At 66.1% G+C, this 17898-nt stretch carries 16 protein-coding genes and 1 pseudogene; 11 read left to right on the forward strand and 6 right to left on the reverse strand.

What is annotated here, in order from left to right:
- Nucleotides 1-74 precede the first annotated feature (74 nt).
- The 3 genes from AC1DE3_RS00810 (at nt 75) to AC1DE3_RS00820 (ending at nt 3671) form a co-directional block, all read left to right on the forward strand.
- Nucleotides 75-1325, forward strand: a complete 1251-nt coding sequence (locus AC1DE3_RS00810; RefSeq protein WP_476779223.1) for an NAD(P)/FAD-dependent oxidoreductase — start codon at nt 75-77, stop codon at nt 1323-1325.
- A 196-nt stretch (nt 1326-1521) separates the two neighbouring features.
- Complete coding sequence (locus AC1DE3_RS00815; RefSeq protein ID WP_476779222.1) at nt 1522-2661, forward strand: dipeptidase; 1140 nt, start codon at nt 1522-1524, stop codon at nt 2659-2661.
- 182 nt (nt 2662-2843) lie between these two features.
- A complete protein-coding gene (locus tag AC1DE3_RS00820) occupies nt 2844-3671 on the forward strand; it encodes an RNA methyltransferase (protein WP_476779221.1) in 828 nt (275 codons plus the stop codon).
- A gap of 184 nt (nt 3672-3855) precedes the next feature.
- Here the strand turns inward: AC1DE3_RS00820 and AC1DE3_RS00825 are convergent, their stop codons facing one another.
- Nucleotides 3856-6138, reverse strand: coding sequence for a TonB-dependent hemoglobin/transferrin/lactoferrin family receptor (locus tag AC1DE3_RS00825; protein WP_476779220.1), 2283 nt, complete (start codon nt 6136-6138; stop codon nt 3856-3858).
- Nucleotides 6139-6495: 357 nt separating this feature from the next.
- Between AC1DE3_RS00825 and AC1DE3_RS00830 the strand changes: the two genes are divergently transcribed.
- Nucleotides 6496-7773 carry a flavin monoamine oxidase family protein gene (locus AC1DE3_RS00830; RefSeq protein WP_476851907.1) on the forward strand — a complete coding sequence of 426 codons (1278 nt, stop codon included), beginning with the start codon at nt 6496-6498 and terminating at the stop codon, nt 7771-7773.
- 126 nt (nt 7774-7899) lie between these two features.
- Here AC1DE3_RS00830 and AC1DE3_RS00835 read toward each other — a convergent pair.
- Nucleotides 7900-8712, reverse strand: a pseudogene (locus AC1DE3_RS00835) (bifunctional helix-turn-helix transcriptional regulator/GNAT family N-acetyltransferase); the annotation flags it as partial.
- 135 nt (nt 8713-8847) lie between these two features.
- Between AC1DE3_RS00835 and murI the strand changes: the two are divergent.
- Both murI and rpsD read left to right on the forward strand, forming a co-directional pair.
- Nucleotides 8848-9708 (forward strand): glutamate racemase, encoded by an 861-nt coding sequence (murI, locus tag AC1DE3_RS00840; protein ID WP_476779218.1) that lies wholly within the window; start codon nt 8848-8850, stop codon nt 9706-9708.
- A gap of 316 nt (nt 9709-10024) precedes the next feature.
- Entirely contained in the window at nt 10025-10642 is a 618-nt protein-coding gene (rpsD, locus tag AC1DE3_RS00845) for a 30S ribosomal protein S4 (RefSeq protein ID WP_441513002.1), read from the forward strand.
- A gap of 251 nt (nt 10643-10893) precedes the next feature.
- On the opposite strand, the gene AC1DE3_RS00850 is transcribed toward rpsD, so the two are convergent.
- Together AC1DE3_RS00850 and AC1DE3_RS00855 are read right to left on the reverse strand one after the other, a co-directional pair.
- Nucleotides 10894-11109, reverse strand: a complete 216-nt coding sequence (locus AC1DE3_RS00850) for a DUF1059 domain-containing protein (RefSeq protein ID WP_441513003.1) — start codon at nt 11107-11109, stop codon at nt 10894-10896.
- Nucleotides 11110-11608: 499 nt separating this feature from the next.
- On the reverse strand, nt 11609-11761 hold the full coding sequence (locus tag AC1DE3_RS00855; protein WP_441513004.1) for a hypothetical protein: 153 nt from the start codon (nt 11759-11761) through the stop codon (nt 11609-11611).
- Nucleotides 11762-11970: 209 nt separating this feature from the next.
- On the opposite strand from AC1DE3_RS00855, the gene AC1DE3_RS00860 reads away from it, so the two are divergent.
- Complete coding sequence (locus tag AC1DE3_RS00860) at nt 11971-12213, forward strand: hypothetical protein (protein WP_476779217.1); 243 nt, start codon at nt 11971-11973, stop codon at nt 12211-12213.
- Nucleotides 12214-12270: 57 nt separating this feature from the next.
- Here AC1DE3_RS00860 and AC1DE3_RS00865 read toward each other — a convergent pair whose 3' ends face one another.
- The gene (locus AC1DE3_RS00865; RefSeq protein WP_441513006.1) at nt 12271-12987 is read right to left on the reverse strand and encodes an MgtC/SapB family protein; all 717 of its coding nucleotides are present in this window, start codon (nt 12985-12987) and stop codon (nt 12271-12273) included.
- Between the two features lie 118 nt (nt 12988-13105).
- Nucleotides 13106-13735, reverse strand: coding sequence for a hypothetical protein (locus AC1DE3_RS00870; protein WP_476779216.1), 630 nt, complete (start codon nt 13733-13735; stop codon nt 13106-13108).
- A 173-nt stretch (nt 13736-13908) separates the two neighbouring features.
- Here AC1DE3_RS00870 and AC1DE3_RS00875 point away from each other — a divergent pair, with 173 nt between their 5' ends.
- The 4 genes from AC1DE3_RS00875 to AC1DE3_RS00890 all read left to right on the forward strand — a co-directional run bounded on the left by AC1DE3_RS00875 (nt 13909) and on the right by AC1DE3_RS00890 (nt 17634).
- On the forward strand, nt 13909-14907 hold the full coding sequence (locus tag AC1DE3_RS00875) for a P1 family peptidase (RefSeq protein ID WP_476779215.1): 999 nt from the start codon (nt 13909-13911) through the stop codon (nt 14905-14907).
- Between the two features lie 124 nt (nt 14908-15031).
- Nucleotides 15032-15346, forward strand: a complete 315-nt coding sequence (locus tag AC1DE3_RS00880) for a hypothetical protein (protein ID WP_476851908.1) — start codon at nt 15032-15034, stop codon at nt 15344-15346.
- Nucleotides 15343-16803 (forward strand): methyl-accepting chemotaxis protein, encoded by a 1461-nt coding sequence (locus AC1DE3_RS00885; RefSeq protein WP_476779213.1) that lies wholly within the window; start codon nt 15343-15345, stop codon nt 16801-16803. Before AC1DE3_RS00880 ends, AC1DE3_RS00885 begins: the two co-directional genes overlap by 4 nt.
- A 42-nt stretch (nt 16804-16845) precedes the next feature.
- Nucleotides 16846-17634 (forward strand): ATP12 family chaperone protein, encoded by a 789-nt coding sequence (locus AC1DE3_RS00890; RefSeq protein WP_476779212.1) that lies wholly within the window; start codon nt 16846-16848, stop codon nt 17632-17634.
- The last annotated feature ends 264 nt before the right edge of the window (nt 17635-17898 follow it).

Here is a 17898-nt window from a genome sequence, read left to right on the forward strand (position 1 = left end):
AAAATTCGGTCGCAACGCTGACAAGTCGGTGCAAACCGGTATTTTGCGGGAAAAGGGGTTGGCAGGAGTAGATCATGAAGGTGGATACGATCGTTCTCGGCGCCGGCATCGTCGGCATTTCGGTCGCGCTTCACCTGCAAAAGGCCGGCCGCTCCACCCTGCTCGTCGACCGGCGCGGACCGGGCGAAGAGACCAGCTACGGGAATGCCGGCCTGATCCAGCGCGAGGGTGTCTACCCCTACGGCTTCCCGCATGATTTCGGCGCGCTCATCCGTTACGCGATGAACAATACAATCGATGCGTCCTATCATTGGAGCGCGCTCCCGAAGCTCGCCCCGTTCCTGCTCTCCTACTGGATGCATTCGCGCGCCTCTCATCACGAAGCGATCGCCCACAAATACGAGAAGCTGATCGAGCACTGCGTCACCGAGCATGATGCGCTCGCACAGGAAGCCGGCGCGACCGAGCTTCTGCGCCGCAAGGGCTGGATGAAGGTGTTCCGCACCGAGCGTGAGCGCGAGGAGCGCCTCGCCGAGGCCGCCCGCTGGAAGCGCGAATTCGGCGTGAACTACCGCGCCCTCGACATGGCCACGCTCAAGGCCGAGGAGCCGCATCTCGACCATGCCAGCCTGATCGGCGGCCTGCACTGGACCGATCCGGTTACGGTCGTCGATCCGCTCGGCCTGTCCAAGGCCTATGTCGCGCTCTTCGAGAAGCTCGGCGGCAAGCTCGCCATCGGCGATGCCGCAACGCTGGCGCAGAGCGGCGCCGGTTGGAGCGTCACCCTCGCCGACGGCACCAAGGCCGAGGCCAGGGACGTCGTCGTGGCGCTCGGCCCCTGGGCCGATGTGCTGACCAGAAAGCTCGGCTACCATCTGCCGCTCGCGGTCAAGCGCGGCTACCACATGCATTACAAACCGCAGGGCAACGCCGTGCTCAACCATCCGGTGCTCGACACCGAGCGTGGTTATTTCCTTGCGCCGATGCTACAGGGCATCCGCCTGACCACGGGCGCCGAGTTCGCCGATCGCGACGCGCCCAAGACCCCGGTGCAGCTCGCACGGGCCGAGCCGATCGCCAAGGCGCTCTTCCCGCTCGGCGAGCGCGTTGATGCCGAGCCCTGGCTCGGCCGCCGGCCCTGCACCCCGGACATGATGCCGATCATCGGCCCGGCTCCGAAGCACAAGGGCCTGTGGTTCTCCTTCGGCCACGCTCATCACGGCCTGACGCTCGCCGCCGTCACCGGCCGCATGGTCGCCGAGATGGTCAGCGGTCAAAAGGTCTTCGTGGATCCGACGCCCTTCGCGCCGTCGCGTTTCGTCTAAGCAGCGCCGTCATTCTCGGGCCGCGTCCGCGCGGACCCGAGAACCTCCAGCCGATTGAGGCGCCCCGTCGGCATGAGATGCTCGGGTCAAGCCCGAGCATGACGCGGGAAGACGGTCAGCCCTGCGCCAGGCCCCCTCGCCTGCCGGCGCGCTCCCTGCCACGATCCGCCTCCCGATTCCTGACCGAGACCTCGCCATGGCCCTCGCCAAACCACCCGTCCAGGACAATGCCTACGCCGCCGCGCTCGCCCTGCTCGATCGCGTGCCGCTGATCGATGGCCATAACGACCTGCCCTACGTCATTCGCAAGGATGCCAGGGCCAGGGGCGACGTCGCCACCTACGGCCTCGACAAGGTCCATGCCGAGGGCGACACCGACATCCCGCGCATGCAGGCCGGCAAGATGGCGGCGCAGTTCTTCGCGGCCTATGTCCCGCCGAAGCAGGCCAAGCCCGCCGGCTTCGCGCTGGCCCAGATCGCGCTGATGCGCGACATCCTGAAGCGCCATGCCGACGCATTCCGTCCCGGCCTTTCCGCAGCCGATGTCGAGGCCGCCAAGGCGGAGGGCCGCATCGCCCTGTTCATGACGATCGAGAACGGCACGGCGCTCGACAATGAGCTCGATGCGCTCGACGCCTACTATGATCTCGGTGTGCGACTGATGACGCTCTGCCACAACGACACCACCGACTGGTGCGACTCCGCCACCGACGCGCCGCGCCACAACGGCCTCACCGATTTCGGCAAGGATGTCCTGCGCCGGATGAACCGGCTGGGCATGGTGATCGACCTCGCCCATGTCGCGCCGAAGGTGATGCATGACGCGCTCGACATCTCCCGCGCACCCGTTGTCTGGTCGCATTCCAACGCCTTCACGCTCTGCGACCACCCGCGCAATGTCCCCGACGACGTGCTCGACCGCGTCGCCGGCAATGGCGGCGTCGTGATGGCGACCTTCGTGCCGGACTTCATCAGCCAGGCCTCGCGCGACTGGCATCGCCCGGCCAAGGACCAGTATGGCAAGACGCCCGAGAGCATGGATTATGCAAAGGTCGAGGCGGAGATCGTCGCCAAGTCCGGCCCGCGCCCGACGGCGACGCTGCCCGAGTACTGCGACCATGTCGAATATCTCGCCAGGCGCATCGGCCACGACCATGTCGGCATCGGCTCGGATTTCTTCGGCTGGGTCAATCCGAACGGGCTCGAGGATACCACCACCTTTCCGTCTGTGATCGCGGAGCTGATCCGCCGCGGTTGGTCCGAGGAGAACCTCGCCAAGCTAGCCAGCGGCAACACCCAGCGCGTGCTGCGCGCGGTGGAGCAGGCGGCGGGCTGAACGCTCCGAGCCTCGTCATGGTCGGGCTCGTCCCGGCCATCCACGTCTTCACTTGTCGCAATTCGTCTTCAAAACGTGGATGCTCGCCACAGAGGCGAGCATGACGTATGAGCTTGCCCATCACGCCCGGCCATCGCGGGCGTGATCAAGACTCATCGCGAAAACAAGATTTCATTTCTCCCATGACCGGTTCCGGCACAGACCGCACCCGCCCGTCCGTCCAGGCGGCCGCCCCCATCGTCATCCTGGTCGAGCCGCAACTCGCCGAGAACATCGGCATGTGCGCCCGCGCCATGGCGAATTTCGGCCTATCCGAGATGCGCCTCGTCGCTCCGCGCGACGGCTGGCCCAGCGGCGGCGGCCTCAAAAAGGGCGCGACTGCGGCTGCCTCCGGCGCAACGCATATCCTTGAGAACGCCCGGCTCTATGCCAGCGCGGCCGAAGCGATCGCCGATCTCAACCATGTGCTGGCGACGACGGCCCGCGAGCGCGGCCAGATGAAGCGCGTGCTGACGCCGGCCGAGGCGATGCCGGAAGTCGCGGGCCGCATCGGCTCCGGTGAACGCGTCGGCATCCTGTTCGGGCGCGAGCGCATCGGCCTGACCAATGAGGAGATCAGCCTTGCCGATGCGATCCTGACCTTCCCGGTCAATCCGGCCTTCGCCTCGCTCAACCTCGCCCAGGCCGTGCTGCTCAACGGCTATGAATGGTTCAAGACGACCAATGGCGAGCCGCCCTTCCGCGAGAACAACCCCTCGCCGCCGGCGAAGCGCGAGATGATCCTGTCGATGTTCGACTATCTTGAAGCCGAGCTCGATCTCTGCGGCTTCTTCCCGCCCGGCAAGAAGCCGGTGATGACCGCCAACCTCCGCGACGTCCTGCACCGGCTCGACATGACCGAGCAGGAGGCTCGCACGCTGCGCGGTGTCTTCAAGTCACTCGTCGAAGGCCCCAAGAAAGCGCGCCTGCTGGCGCGGCAGGCCGACGAGGCGAGCCAGGCCGAAGATTGACCTCCGCCGTCATGCTCGGGCTTGACCCGAGCATCTCAGAACGAGAAAGCGCCCTTTCCTGCAAGAGTTTCTCGGGTCGAAGCTTCGCTTCGCCCAAGAATGACGGCGCAGCTGGAAGCCGCTCAAGAAAAAAGCCGGCCCCGAAGGGCCGGCTCGTCTGGTCGGGGGGTCTCGAAACACCCGGTCAGAATTGATACTTCAACGTCGCCTTCACGGTGCGGCCCGGCTCGGTATAGTAATCGCGAGCCTGTGCCAGCACTCCGGTAGGAACGTTGACCGCATCCCAGTACTTGCGATCAAAGATATTATAGACGCCGATCTGCAATTCAAGGTCTGCGATCTGCGGCATCGGGCGCCACCACGCCGACGCATTGAAGATCGCGTAGCCGGGCGCCCGGAAGCCCTGATTGGAGCCGGTCGTTGCCGCCACGTTATCGCGCTTGCCTGCGAGTTTGGTCGAGACCTCCGCACCCCACGCATCCGTACCATAGGCAATGGCGAGGATGCCCTGCACCGGCGGGATCGAGTTCAGGTAGGTATTGTCGGTCTGGTTCACGCCGCGGGTGTAAGCGAAGGAGCCGCGCACCAGCCAGTTCTCCGTGAAGGCATAGCGCCCGTTGATTTCCACGCCCTGAATCTCGGCGCGCGGAATGTTCCGGAAGCTCGTGATGCCGCCTTGCGGGTAGATCGCGTCCGGCGGGGCGATCTGCTGCTGCTCGATGAAGTTGTGATACTTCGTGTAGAAATAGGTGACCGAGCCGCCGACCTGCTTATCGCCGAAGCGGAAGCCGACATCGATGCCGTTGCCCTCTTCCGGACGCAGGTCCGGATTGCCGACGCGCAGATAGGTCCCAGGCCCGCCGAAGCGGCCATAGAGTTCGTTCGCAGTCGGGGCGCGGAAAGTCTTGGCCCACTGGGCAAAGAAGGTCACGTCCTTCACCCACGGAGCGTTCTTGAGAACGTCGTATTCGAGGCGAATGCGCGGCGACCAGCCAGTGTCGCTGGAAGACCGCGGCAGGCTCGTCGGCCGTGACCCGCCTGCGAAATAGGCCGGGGTGTTCTGCGGCTCTTCCTCATACCAGTCGAACCGGACGCCGGGCGTGATGCGCAGCCGGTTGTCGAGCATGCCGATCTCGTCATGCGCGTAGATGCCGAGGAGCTTGCCGTCGACCTTCGGCTGGTCGGCCTGGTTGGTGTGCAGGTTGTTGCAGGTGGTGTACGGCGCGGTGAAGAGGCCGGAGGCCGGTCTGGCCGGGCAGTTGTCGACACCCGACGAGAATTGCTCGAGCGAGGACATCCGCAGTTCGGTGCCGAGCAGCAGGCGGTGCGTCAGCGCGCCGGTCTGGAAGTTCTTGATCACGTGGCCGTTGAAGCCGTAGGCGTTCTCCTCGTTCTCGTTGTCGCGCGCATAGGGACCGACGATGCTGGTGTAGCGCCAGGCGTTGACGAGGTCGTTGCGCTTCAGGCGCTGCCAATAGGCGACGGCATGGGCCTCGTCGAAGAACGAGCCCGGCATCTTGTAGTCGTAGCTCAGCGAAACGCGGTTGCGCTCGACATCCTCGCCGGTCTCATAGGAGCCGGGGCGGAAATTCCCGGTCAGCGAAACGGTGTTCGTACGGGTCTGCACCCGGTCGGCGCGCTTGAAGAACTCGCCCTGGATACCGAAACGGTGCTCGCCGACATCCTGATAGATCTTGCCGAGCAAGTTGTACTGGTTGAAGTCGGCCGGGTTGGGCGCCGTGCGCGCTGCACCGATCGTCTTGTTGTCGCCCCTGTTGTCGGTCTCGTGCCCGTTGCGGAAGCCGCCCTGCAGCAGCATGGAGGTATTCCCCGTCCTGGCGGCCGCTGCCGCGCTGCCGAACCAGGCGCGGTCGGTGCTGTCATAGCCGGTCTTGGCGAGCGCGCCGTAGGAGCGGCCATCGCGCAGCAGGTCTTCCGGGTCGAGCGTGCGCACCGCAAGCGCGCCGCCGAGCGCACCGCTGCCGAGCGTGCTGGCCCCGCTGCCGCCGCGCAGCAGATCGAGCGTCGACAGTGAATCGAAATCGAAGGCGTTCTGGGCGCCGCGATTGACGCGGGTATCGATGAGGAAGGGCTGGCGGATGCCATCGATTGTCGTCAGTACGCGCGCGCCATCGAGGCCGCGGATATTGAGCGAGTTGGTCTGGCGGTTCAAGGTGATGCCCGCCTCGACGCGATTCGACAGGTCCGTCAGGCTCTGGATCTGCTCGCGGTCGAGTTCCTGGCGCGTGACGCGCGTCGTCGTCGGCCCGCTCACCAGCGCACCGCCCGGCACGCCCTCTCCCTGCACATTGATCTGATCCAGCACGACCGGCGCCTCGCCGACCGAGCTTGGTGCAGGCGCCGCCTGCTGGTTCCGCTGTTGCGCTTCGGCAGTCGAAGCAAAAAGCGCCAATGCCAGGCTTCCAAGCGCCACGCTGTCGCGAAGCCGGCCGGAAAGATTCCCCATCGCCCGTATCCCGTCCTTGCCGCACGGGCCTTCGGCCCTGAACGGCAATTTAAAATGAGTATAAAGAAGACCCTATACGATAATATAAGGTTCCGGACCGATATTGATCGAATCGTATACTGTCAATTGCCGAACAACATTCGCATAAACAATGGATTCGTTCCAAAAAAGAACTATTCTAATGTAGAATTACACGACCATTCTTGCAGCAGAGCTTTGCTCCCGATGTCGTGATCGTCGAACCCGCCTCGTCGCCGTCTCCGCCATTGCAACGTCGTCGGCGGCAAGCATTGTCGTGTCATGAATCCGCGTCATGCCAGAATGACCCGCCGCAGGCTGCTGACTGGGGGCAGCGCCATGGTCACCGCATTCTCCGTCGTGGGGCGCTCCTTCGCCGCGACCGATGCCGATGTCGTCGTCGTCGGTGCCGGAGCGGCAGGCATCGCCGCAGCCCAGACCTTGCGCGCAGCCGGCCGCAAGCCGATCGTGCTGGAGGCTCGCGGCCGCATCGGCGGGCGCGCCTTCACCGATGCTTCCCTCGGCGCGACATACGACGCGGGCGCGATGTTCATCCATTGGGCAGAGCGCAACCCATGGGTCCAGATCGCCCGCGATCTCGGCATCGAGACCGCATCGGAACCCCAGGGTGGCGGTTTCCGGGTCTTTACCGACGGGCGCCCCATGGCCGACGCCGATCGTCGACGCCGGCGCGATGCCTTCAACCAGATCGACAGGCGGCTCGAGACGGTGGATCTCACTGGTCGCGACATGTCGATCGCAGAATTGCTCGGCGATCTCGGCCCCGACAGCGCCCCCGTCGCAGCGTCGGGTTTGCTGCTCTCGATCGGAGAGGAATCAAGCCGGATTTCAGCGCGCGACTATCAGCGTCTTTGGGCCGGCGACGATCTCGTCGTCCCCTCAGGCTACGGCAATCTCGTCACGCGCTCCGCCGCAGGCCTCGATATTCGCCTCAATCAGACGGTCGAGGCTATCCGCTGGGATGGATCGGCCGTGACGGTTTCCACGCCTTCGGGCGACATCCGCGCCAATGCCTGCATTCTCACCGTGCCGGTCGGCGTGCTCAAGTCAGGCGCCATCCGGTTTACCCCGGACCTTCCGACAGCCACCCGTGACGCTCTCGCAGGGCTGCACATGGGAGCGCTGACCAAGATCGCGCTCAAGGTTGAGGGCGATCGCTTCGGCCTCACGCCGGGTGCGAGCCTGCTTGAGACCGGCGCACCCGAGCGCATGATGAATTTCGACATGTACCCGGACGGCAAGGACATCGTCATCGGCTATTGCGGCGGCGATTATGCGCGCAAGATCTCCGAGGCTGGCCCGGAAGAAGCGCGCGCCCATGTCGTCGACCTCCTCGCGAAGATGGTCGGCGCCGAATTCCGCAAAACGGTCAAGGCGGTATCCTTCCCGGCCTGGTGGACCGACCCGTTCGCGCGCGGTTCTTATTCGGTCTGCGATCCCGGCCACGAGAAGGCCCGGGAAGCCCTCGCCCAGCCCATTGGCGGGCGCCTCCTTATTGCAGGAGAGGCGACTGCGGGCGGCGGCGCGATGACCGTGGGCGGGGCCACGCTCGCCGGCCGGGCGGCAGCGGCGACACTCGCGCGGCTGAAGGCCTGACGGCTCCTCGGGCGAGAGCAGCAGCTCCCAATTCTGCCCCACGAGATCCTGACCGAAGGAATGGTGCCGCTCTTCCGCAACCAGCCGGAAACCCTCCGCGACATAGACCGCGCGGGCGGCATGGAGGATGTCGTTGGTCCAGAGCACCATCCGCCGATAGCCAGCATTGCGGGCGAAATCGACGGCATCGCGCACCAGCGCCTTGCCCAGCCCCAGCCCTTGCGCACGCTTCTCGACCAGCACGAGCCTGAGCTTCGCGGTCGCTTCGTCCTCTTCGACGACGAAGGAGGAGCCGGCCGGGGCCCCTTCCAATTCGGCGATGAAACAGCGCTCGCGGCCGGGCTTGAAGTCGCGCAGGAATTTGGCGGCAATCTCGGCAACGAGCGCCTCGAAGCTCTGATCCCAGCCATATTCTTCGGCATAGAGCCGCCCATGAGCCGCGATCACCCAGCCGATATCGCCCGGCCGGTGCTCGCGGATCATGGGACGAGGACGGGTCTGCCGCTCCCCCGAAAGAAGGCGCTGCGCCGTGGCGAGCGCATCAACCAGCGCGGCCTGCTCGGGGAGCGGAAGCCGCGACAGGATCGACCGCGCCTGGGCATCCGACGCGCGGTCGATCGCTGCGAAGGCAGCTATGCCTTCATCGGTCAATTGCAGGCGCCAAGCTCGCGCGTCGACCGACGAGCGGCTGCGGTCGAGCCATCCACGCGTCGCGAAGCGCTGCAGGATGCGCGACAGATAGGCCGGGTCGAGATCGAAAGCCCCGGCCAGTTCCGCCGCCCGCCAATCGTCGCGCTGCGCCAGCTCGTAGATTACCCGCGCTTCCGTCAGCGGCATGCCGGAGCCACGCAGGCTGCCTCCGAGTCCGCCGACCCAGAGAGCATGGAAGCGGTTGAACCTGCGGATCGCCGCGATGGCTTCGGTCTCGCCGATGTCCATGACTCACCTCCAACCGGAGACCAATGAATTTAGTTGACGGAGTCGACTAAATTCGAGACGGGACAGAAACGCGGCATTGACCCTCCCTTAACCGGTCTCTGGCGAAGTCGAGCTTTGACGTCTCACGGCGCTGACATGCAGGTCGATCTCCTCGCCGGAACGGGATACCGCCCCCTTGCGATCCCGCGCCCCCAACCCACCATCCTGGTCTTCGATTCCGGGCTTGGCGGCCTCACCGTGCTGTCGCGCACGGCGCAGGCTTGCCCAGGCGCCCATATCGTCTACGCCGCCGACGATGCCGGCTTCCCCTATGGCCGGCTCACGGAGGACGCGCTCGTCGCCCGCATCCTCGCCGTGATGGAGCGGCTCATCGCCCGCTGTCATCCCGACCTCGTGGTGATCGCCTGCAATACGGCCTCGACGCTGGTCCTGCCGACGCTGCGGGCGCGCTTCGCCATCCCCTTCGTCGGCACAGTGCCCGCGATCAAGCCCGCTGCGGTCGCAACCAAAAGCGGGATGATCTCAGTCCTCGCCACCCCCGGCACGGTGGCGCGCGTCTATACCCGCGAGTTGATCGAGACCTATGCTGGCGGCTGCGACGTCACGCTCGTCGGCGCGACGCGGCTCGCGGGCATGGCCGAGCAGGCGCTGAAGGGCGAATCCGTCGCTGACGACGCTCTGCTCGCCGAGATCGCCCCCTGCTTTGTCGAGACGAACGGCCGACGCACCGACGTGGTCACGCTCTCCTGCACGCATTACCCGCTTCTGCTCGAGCGGATGAAGCGGCTCGCGCCCTGGCCGGTCGAATGGATCGATCCCGCTCCGGCGATCGCGCGCCGGGTCGTCGCGTTGCTCGGCCCGGTCGGCGACGTTCCCTGCCCGAAAGCCACCGCCATCTTCACGTCGGGCGCCGGGCTGAGCGGTCCCTTGCGCATCGCGCTTGCCGGCTATGGCCTCGCTCATGTCGCGATCGAGCCCATGCCGCTGGCGAGCTAGCGAACTCCGATTCCGTCGATCCGTTTCCTACGGTGGCGAGGATCGCGGCGAAGCAGATGCGTTGGCGGGCATCGCCACCGCATGACCGCCACCATGGCTACTGATACTGACTTTGGCTTCCCGGCCTGCCGGAATTGACTCGAAGCCGGCTTTGCGCCATATGCCCTTCCGTCGCGCGGCTCCTCACGGGGCCGCGTGACTTTTTCCGCACCCGTGATCCGCTTTCCTTCGGAAGCCGGATCTGTCGCCCCGGCCAATTCGCGGGGGAGCAGGAGGGCGCGGTCCTCAAACTCGCGAACCATAGAGGACACGCGACATGTCGAAGCGCCATGAGGCAAAGTACAAGATTGACCGCCGTCTCGGTCAGAACATCTGGGGCCGTCCCAAGTCCCCGGTCAACCGCCGCGAGTACGGCCCCGGCCAGCACGGCCAGCGCCGCAAGGGCAAGCCGTCCGACTTCGGCACGCAGTTGCGCGCCAAGCAGAAGCTGAAGGGCTACTACGGCTCGATCTCCGAGAAGCAGTTCCGCCGCTATTACGCCGAGGCCATCCGCCTCAAGGGCGATTCGGGCGAGAACCTGATCGGCCTGCTGGAGCGCCGTCTCGACGCGGTGATCTACCGCGCCAAGTTCGTGCCGACCGTCTTCGCGGCTCGTCAGTTCGTCAACCACGGCCACGTCACCGTGAACGGCAAGCGCGTCAACATCGCGTCCTATCAGGTCAAGCCGGGCGACGTCGTCGCGGTCAAGGAGAGCTCGCGCCAGCTCGCCATCGTCATCGAGTCGGCCACCCTCGCCGAGCGTGACGTTCCGGACTACATCGACGCCGACCACAACAAGTCGACCGCCACCTTCGCCCGCACCCCGACGCTGTCGGACGTGCCTTATGCGGTGCAGATGGAACCGAACCTGGTCATCGAGTTCTACTCGCGCTAAGCCGTTCGGAACGGGTAGAAATATCCGTTGCTCTGAATATCTTGGGGGAGGGCAAGATGTTGCCCTCCCCCAATTGTTTTCCGGCGCCTCCTTCGGCTCGGCGGCGCGTCTGCGGCCCGCCCCCAAGGCGCCCCGGCGGGATTCTGCGGCCAATCTGCCTCGCCCCCGACGGCGGCCCTCGGGTCCCCATGGCCATCGCTGCCAGACCCCTCGCCCTCTCGGGTTCGAGCGGAGCCGTCGCGTTTGGCGCGTCAAGCGGCGCGCTCTGGCGCCCGCTCGGACGGCATGCCGTCTTTCATGACACTCTTGATCTGGTCGCGTAGCTCGGGCGTATCCTGATGCTTGTGCACGGCGACAGCGTGCTGCACCGCCGCCTCCAGGAGCTCGTCTTCAGTATCGGCGCTGATCGCGATTGAGCACTTCGTCTCGCTCGGAAACGCCCGGCAGTCGATGAACTTGCGTCCCATGGCGCCCTCCCTCGGGAGAAAGCAAACGCGCCTCCGTTGCAACAGCGGCAGGCTGCGCAAGTCACCATACGCCCATGCCGAGGTCGTCGCAAAAAATGCAGCTCCTGGCACTCCTCCAACCCTGAGCATTCGCACGCGGCACGCGTTCTCCAAGCTTACCGATGCTCATGAAGGCGACAACTGCCCGGAAATTCCGATACCCTGGCTCACAGTTCCCGGACCGCCTGCGCTCTCGGCTGGCTCGCCGTTTGCGCTTATCCAGCGTCGCTATCGACGTCTCAGGCCGAAGAGCGTTCTGCTGCAATGTCCGCGTCGGAGGCCATGATGTCTCGAACCGACGCTTCGATCGCAAGCGGCGTGCGGTCATCCATCTCTATGATCGGATGCCGGGCCATTCCGGCTGTAACTGGGGTTCGGAAGGCAGAGGCGGGACGGCGAAGACCTGCACTCTGCGCCGCATCCTGTGAACGGCCGCGCCACCGCGACGGATAAGCGTCGCTTACAGATGCGAGCCGACCTCATCGCGGAAGAAGTAGCAGCCCAGCCCGATGCAGCCGATCAGGATCGACAGCGCATAGGGCCCGAAAAGGCACACGACAAAGACGGAGCCGATGAAGGCTCGCATCGCCCAAGCTGACCACGTCTGCTTCATGGCTAACCTCTCGCATTGCGTTTCCTGACAAAACGTAAACGGCAAGCCGTGAATTCGATCTGAAGGGATACGGTAAATCGCGAAATCGCATTTCAGATCCGCATGTTAGCAAGTTCGGCAAAATCAGGGCGAAGCGGTGAAATCCGTTCTCACTCCCGCCCTAATGCCGTAGCGTCATCATCGTCCTCGCTACCGCGGAGAGATTCGCCATGACCAGAACCTTGTTGATTGCCCTCGCGCTGTCCTGCTCCGCGAGCCTAGCCTATGCCCAAAGCTGCAATATCCAGGCTTCGGACAAGAAGCTTGCAGGCGCTGCCAAGACCAGCTTCCTGACCAAATGCGAGAAGGACGCGACCTCGGCCTGCGACAAGCAGGCGGCCGACAAGAAGCTGGCCGGCGCCGCCAAGACCAGCTTCACCAAGAAATGCGTGACCGACTCCGTCGGCGGCTGAGCGCCTGAACAAAGATCGGCAGCGTCCCGACACGGCCGGTTGCAATGACAGCCCCGGTCAGTCGGCGGTGCTGCTCTCCCAGGTCGCATGGCTCACAGTCGGCAGGCGTGCCAGCCTGTCGACGACCTGATCGAGTTCTTTCCGGTCGACCGCCGTGCTGATCAGCTTGGCAACGATCTCGACCGAGTCCTCGCCACGCTCGACCGTCGTAATGTCGCTGACCGGATATTGCGCGGCTTCGAGATATTCGACGAGCGTCTCGCGCACCTCGGCGAGCGCCTGGGTCCGCGCGGTGACAACGACTTCGTAGGTCGCCTCGAGCGCCCGCTCGTTGAGCGGGATGCGGTTGATCGCGTTGACGAGTGGCCGCAGCAGCGTGTTGCCGAAGATGACGAAGACCGCGACGAGCGCGGCTTCGGCGATCATGTCCGCGCCGGCGCAGGCCCCTGCGGCGGCAGAGCCCCAAAGCGTTGCCGCGGTGTTGAGGCCGCGAACATTCGTGCCCTCCTTCATGATCACGCCCGCGCCCAGGAAACCGATGCCCGAAACGACATAGGCGATGACCCGGATGGCGCCGGACGCTCCCTCGATGCGCATGCCGAGATCGACGAAGGCCGCAGCCCCGAGCGCGACGAGAACGGTCGTGCGCAAGCCGGCAGTGCGCTGCCGGTATTGCCGCTCGGCGCCAATCAGCATGCCCAGCACGAAAGCGGCCGTCAGGCTGACGACCGTGTCCAGGAAAGGCGCGAGTTCGAAGGTCTGAATGAAGCGCATGGCCGCTGACTCGCGTGGCAGGCAGCGGTGCTTCGCATGAAGGTTCGCCTCCGGCAAGCCGGAGGCGTGGTGTCGTCAGCATCCAGCGCGGAACAGAAACGCAGCGCGCAAACCCGGCTCACTCGTCGTCGTTATAGCCGCCACGATCGCGGCGATCGTCCCGGTCGCGCCAGCGACGCTGGCCGCGGTAGTCTTCGTCCTGCTGTCCGCCGCCGCGCCAGGCCCGCATCTCGCTGAGGCGTTCGCGTCCTTCCGCCATCGCCTCACGCACCGAGCGGCGCAGCACGGTCTTCTGCTCGTCGCTTAGGGTCACCCACAGCGGCCGGAGCGTATCGGCGAGTTCCTTGGAACGCATCGCCCGCTCATTCTGCCGCGCGGCCGCTGCATCGAGGCGCTCCATCAGATCGGCATGGCGCAGCTTTTCGCGCTCCTCCCGCATCCCCGCCATTTGCTGGACACGCTGCTCGCTCCGTCGCTTGACGAGTGCCTCCACCTTGTCGAACAGCGGGGTCTGCTCGGGCTTGAGCTTGAGATCCGCGCGCACCTTCGCCAGCCGCTCGTCAAGCCGCGCCTTGGCACGCTCGGCGCGTTGCTCGCGCCAATCCTGCCGGCGCTGGTCGCGGCTGTCGGTACGCTCCTGCTGCTTCTGATCGCCACCTGCCGGAGGAACCGGCTGTGGCTGCGCGAATGCGAGGGTGCCGGCGAGCATCGCAATCGACGAAGCGGCGATGAGGGCGATGGATTTCATGGGAATCTCCCTTGAGGCAGTCCGGTCGGTATGTCGCTCAGCGGGTCTCGAAGCCGATTGGCGATGCGGTCAGCCTGCCTCCGGATGTCTGACCCGGCAATGGCTTCAAGATGAAAAGATCGTAATGTGGCGACAACGCGCGCGACGCGTTTCGGTTCGCCATCGGACGTTCCATGCAAAACCTTATCACCGATGTCCGTGGCCTTCATGTCGGCCATGCGGATGACATTGAGGCGGCGACCGGCGTGACGGCCGTCATCTTCGAGCGCCCGACGGTGGCCTCCGCCGCCGTGCTCGGCGGTGCGCCCGGCACCCGCGAGACGGCCTTGCTCATCCCGGAGATGACGGTCGAGCATATCGACGCGATCGTGCTCTCCGGTGGCTCCGCCTGGGGGCTTGGCGCTGCCGACGGCGTGATGGGCTGGCTGGCGCGGGAAGGGCGCGGGTTCCCGGTCGGCGCCTTCCGCGTCCCGATCGTGCCGCAGGCCATCCTGTTCGACCTCACCAATGGCGGCGAGAAGCCTTGGGCGCGTGGAGACGGCGAGACGCCCTATGGCAAGCTGGGCGCAAAGGCCGCTGCAGCCGCGTCGACCTCTTTCGCACTGGGCACCGCCGGTGCGGGCTTCGGCGCGACGACGGCCAACCTCAAGGGCGGCATAGGCTCGGCCAGCGCCCGTGCCGCGACCGGGCAGATCGTCGGCGCCCTCGTCGCGGTCAACGCCGTCGGCACCGCGACGATCGGAGACGGCCCGCATTTCTGGGCCGCGCCCTATGAGCGTGACGGCGAGTTCGGTGGGCTCGGCTGGCCGGCGACGATCGCACCCGGCGACACGGCCCTGCACTTCAAGGGAGGCACCGGCCAGAATACGACGATCGCCCTTGTCGCGACCGATGCCGTGCTGACCAAGGCCCAGGCCCGCCGGCTCGCGCTCGCAGCCCATGACGGGCTTGCCCGCGCCCTGCGACCTGCCCATGCCCCACTCGACGGGGACATCGTTTTCGCCGCGGCGACGGGTCGTAGCGGCGCGCCATCCGACGCTTTCGCTCTCACCGAGCTCTGCGCCACCGCAGCCGATGTCCTGGCCCGCGCTGTCGCCCGCGGCGTGTATGCCGCATCGGCGCTGCCCTTCGCCGGAGCCAGCCCGGCCTGGTGCGACCGGTTCGGCGGCTGAGCCGCGAAGCGACCGCCGCGGGCGCGCCCATTCCAAACCGTAGCCGATTTACTAAATCGCAAGCCTGCTCCTGCAACCTGAGCGATAGGTTCAGCCTGCAAGGCCGGAAGGCTCGGGGGGCAGGATGCGGGAGATCGGCTTTGGCCTGGTCTGCGGCATTGCCGCGGCGTTAGGTGCCTTCCTGATCGCGGCGTGGCCAGTGCAAGGCCGCCCCGTCGCGGCCTTCTTCCCGGCCGGCAGTTCGGCGCGCGAAATGTCCGCCGCCATTGCCACGGCCGGCGGTACCCTGATCCGGATCGACACGACCTCCGCCGTCACCGTGACGCTCGGCGAAGACGACCATTTCGTAGGCGCGCTCTATCAGGCCGGAGCGTGGCTGGTGATCGACGCTGGCCTCGCCCGACTCTGCATAGGCTCTGCCGCATGGAGCAGCCGATGAATGACGTCGCCCGGTTCCGCGCGCATTTCGCCCGTCTGCTCCTCCTCCTGCTGTGGATCAACGCGTGCCTTTTGGCGCTCGCCCCGCTCGCCGAGCCTCTGATCAGCAGGCGGTCTCTTGTTCTGGCGGGCGTGGGGCTGGCCGCGCTCGGCACACTGGCCTGGCGTGTCTGTGGCACGGATTGGGCCACCAGGCAGATCACCAGTATCGCGACGCTCGGCCAGGTGATGCTGCTGGTCTACGCCTTTGCCGGGCACCCCTATCAATCCGACATGCACATGTACTTCTTCGCCGTGCTGGCCGTGCTCGCCGGCTGGCTGGACTGGCGTGTCTTCGTCCCGGCCACCATCGCAATCGCGACCCATCATCTCCTCCTCAGCCTCCTGCAACCGGCCGGCGTCTTCCTGAACGGCAACGATATTGGCCGCGTCCTGCTTCACGGCCTGATCGTCGTCGTGCAGTCGGCAGCGCTGAGCTGGCTGGTCTGGTCCTTGCGGCAATCCCTCGAAATCTCGGAAACCGAACGCCGCCAGGCTGACGCCGCCCGCGATGTCGCCGACGAAGCCCGCCGCGATGTCGCCGAGACCACGGCCAGGGCGGCAAGCGACAGGCAGCGCATCCTCAACGGCGTCGCGAATGACTTCGAGCACGTGATCGCCCGCATCGCGCGCGACGTGATCGCCTCCGTGCAGTCTCTTCGCGCGGCTGCGCAGCAGATGAAGAACGGCGCGCTCGAGGTGTCGCAGCGCTCGACCGCAGCCTCGCAGTCTTCGCGGCAGACCTCGTCCAACGTCGTGGCAGTCACACAGGTCACCGCCGAGCTGGCGCAGTCCTTCGCGGAGGTGGACCGGCAGGTCACGGAAACGGCTCGCATCGTCGGCGCCGCGACCCTGCAGGCCAGCGACGTTCTGCACACCGTCGGCGACCTCTCGCGCAAGGCCGACGAGATCGGCAACATCGCAATCGTGATCTCGACCATCGCCAAGCACACCAACCTGCTGGCGCTCAACGCTTCGATCGAGGCCGCGCGCCTCGGCCGCTCGGGCGGCGGCTTCGCCATCGTGGCGCAGGAGATCAAGTCCCTGGCGAACCAGACCTGGCGCGCGACCGAAGAAATCCAGGGGCAGATCGAGGCGATCCATCGTTCCGGCTACGAGGCCGTCGCGGCAATCGACGCGATGAACGCGACCATCGGCTCGCTGAACCAGATCTCCGGCACGGTCGCGGTCGTCGTCGAACAGCAGAACGTGGCGACGGCAGGCATCGCCGACAACATTCGCCAGGCCGCCGATGAGACGATCGCTGCCGCCGGCCATATCGATATCGTCAGCCGCGTCGCCGCCGAGACCGATGAAGCCGCGAGCCATATCGCCCAATCAGCCGATCAGCTCTCGCTCCAGTCTTCCCATCTCGATGCCGAGGTGGCGCAGTTCCTCGGGCGCGTCCGCGCTGCCTGAAGCCCGGTTTCATGCCAGGCGCGAATGCGCTATGGCAGCGCCATGTCCACTGACGATTTCCTCGCCCGCTTCGGCTCGCCCGGCGCCAGCCAGCCCGATCCCGTGGCGGCCGCCCAGCAGGCCATGCGCAATCCCCTGCCCGCCCGCTTCTACAAGGAGGCCGGCGTGCTGGAGCGCGACGGACTGTTCCATGTCGCCCTCGACGGCCGGACCGCCCGCACTCCGGCGCGCAAGCCGCTGGCGGTCGGCTCCCGCGATGTCGCGGAGGCGCTCGCCGCCGAATGGGAGCGGCAGGCCGAGCGGATCGACCCTGCGCAGATGCCGCTCACGCGTCTGGTCAATTCGGCGCTGGACGGCGTGGAGGATCAGCAGGAAGCAGTTCGCGCCGAGATCGTGCGCTACGCCGCTTCGGACGCGCTCTGCTATCGCGCCGGCGAGCCCGAGGCGCTCGTCGCGCGCTACGACGACGTCTGGCAGCCCGTCCTGAAGAGCGTCGAGGCTCTGATCGGCGCCCGTTTCGTTCTGGCCGAGGGCGTCGTCTTCGCCGAGCAGCCGCCCGAAACGCTGGCCGCCGTCGCTCAGCGAGTCGAGAAGATCTCCGCCCCGCTCGCGTTGGCGGGCGCACACAACGTCATGACGTTGACGGGCTCCACGATCATACTGCTCGCCCTCGCCAATGGGCTGATCGATGCGGAAGCGGCCTGGGAGGCCGCCCATCTCGACGAGGACTACCAGATCTCCGTCTGGGGCCAGGACGAGGAAGCAGCCGAGCGCCGCGCCGTCCGCCGCCGCGAATTCGACGCCGCAGCGCTGCTGCTGGCGAAGGGTTGAGAGACCGTCAGGAACCTCCAGCCCTCATCCTGAGGAGCCGCGAAGCGGCGTCTCGAAGGATGGTCCAGATGTCTCCTGAGCCTCCTGGAGCATCCTTCGAGACGCCATTCCCAAGGGAATGGCTCCTCAGGATGAGGGCTCGGCGAACGTTCAAACGGTCTCTCAGCCGCCAGCCGGCCGCATGATGCGCGGGCGCGCTTCGGCAAACGTCGTAATGGACTCTCTCGACGGCCCCGCTTAAGCCGGCTTTCGAGACGCGATTTC

The sequence above is a fragment of the Allobosea sp. 10L417 genome, from assembly GCF_056395485.1.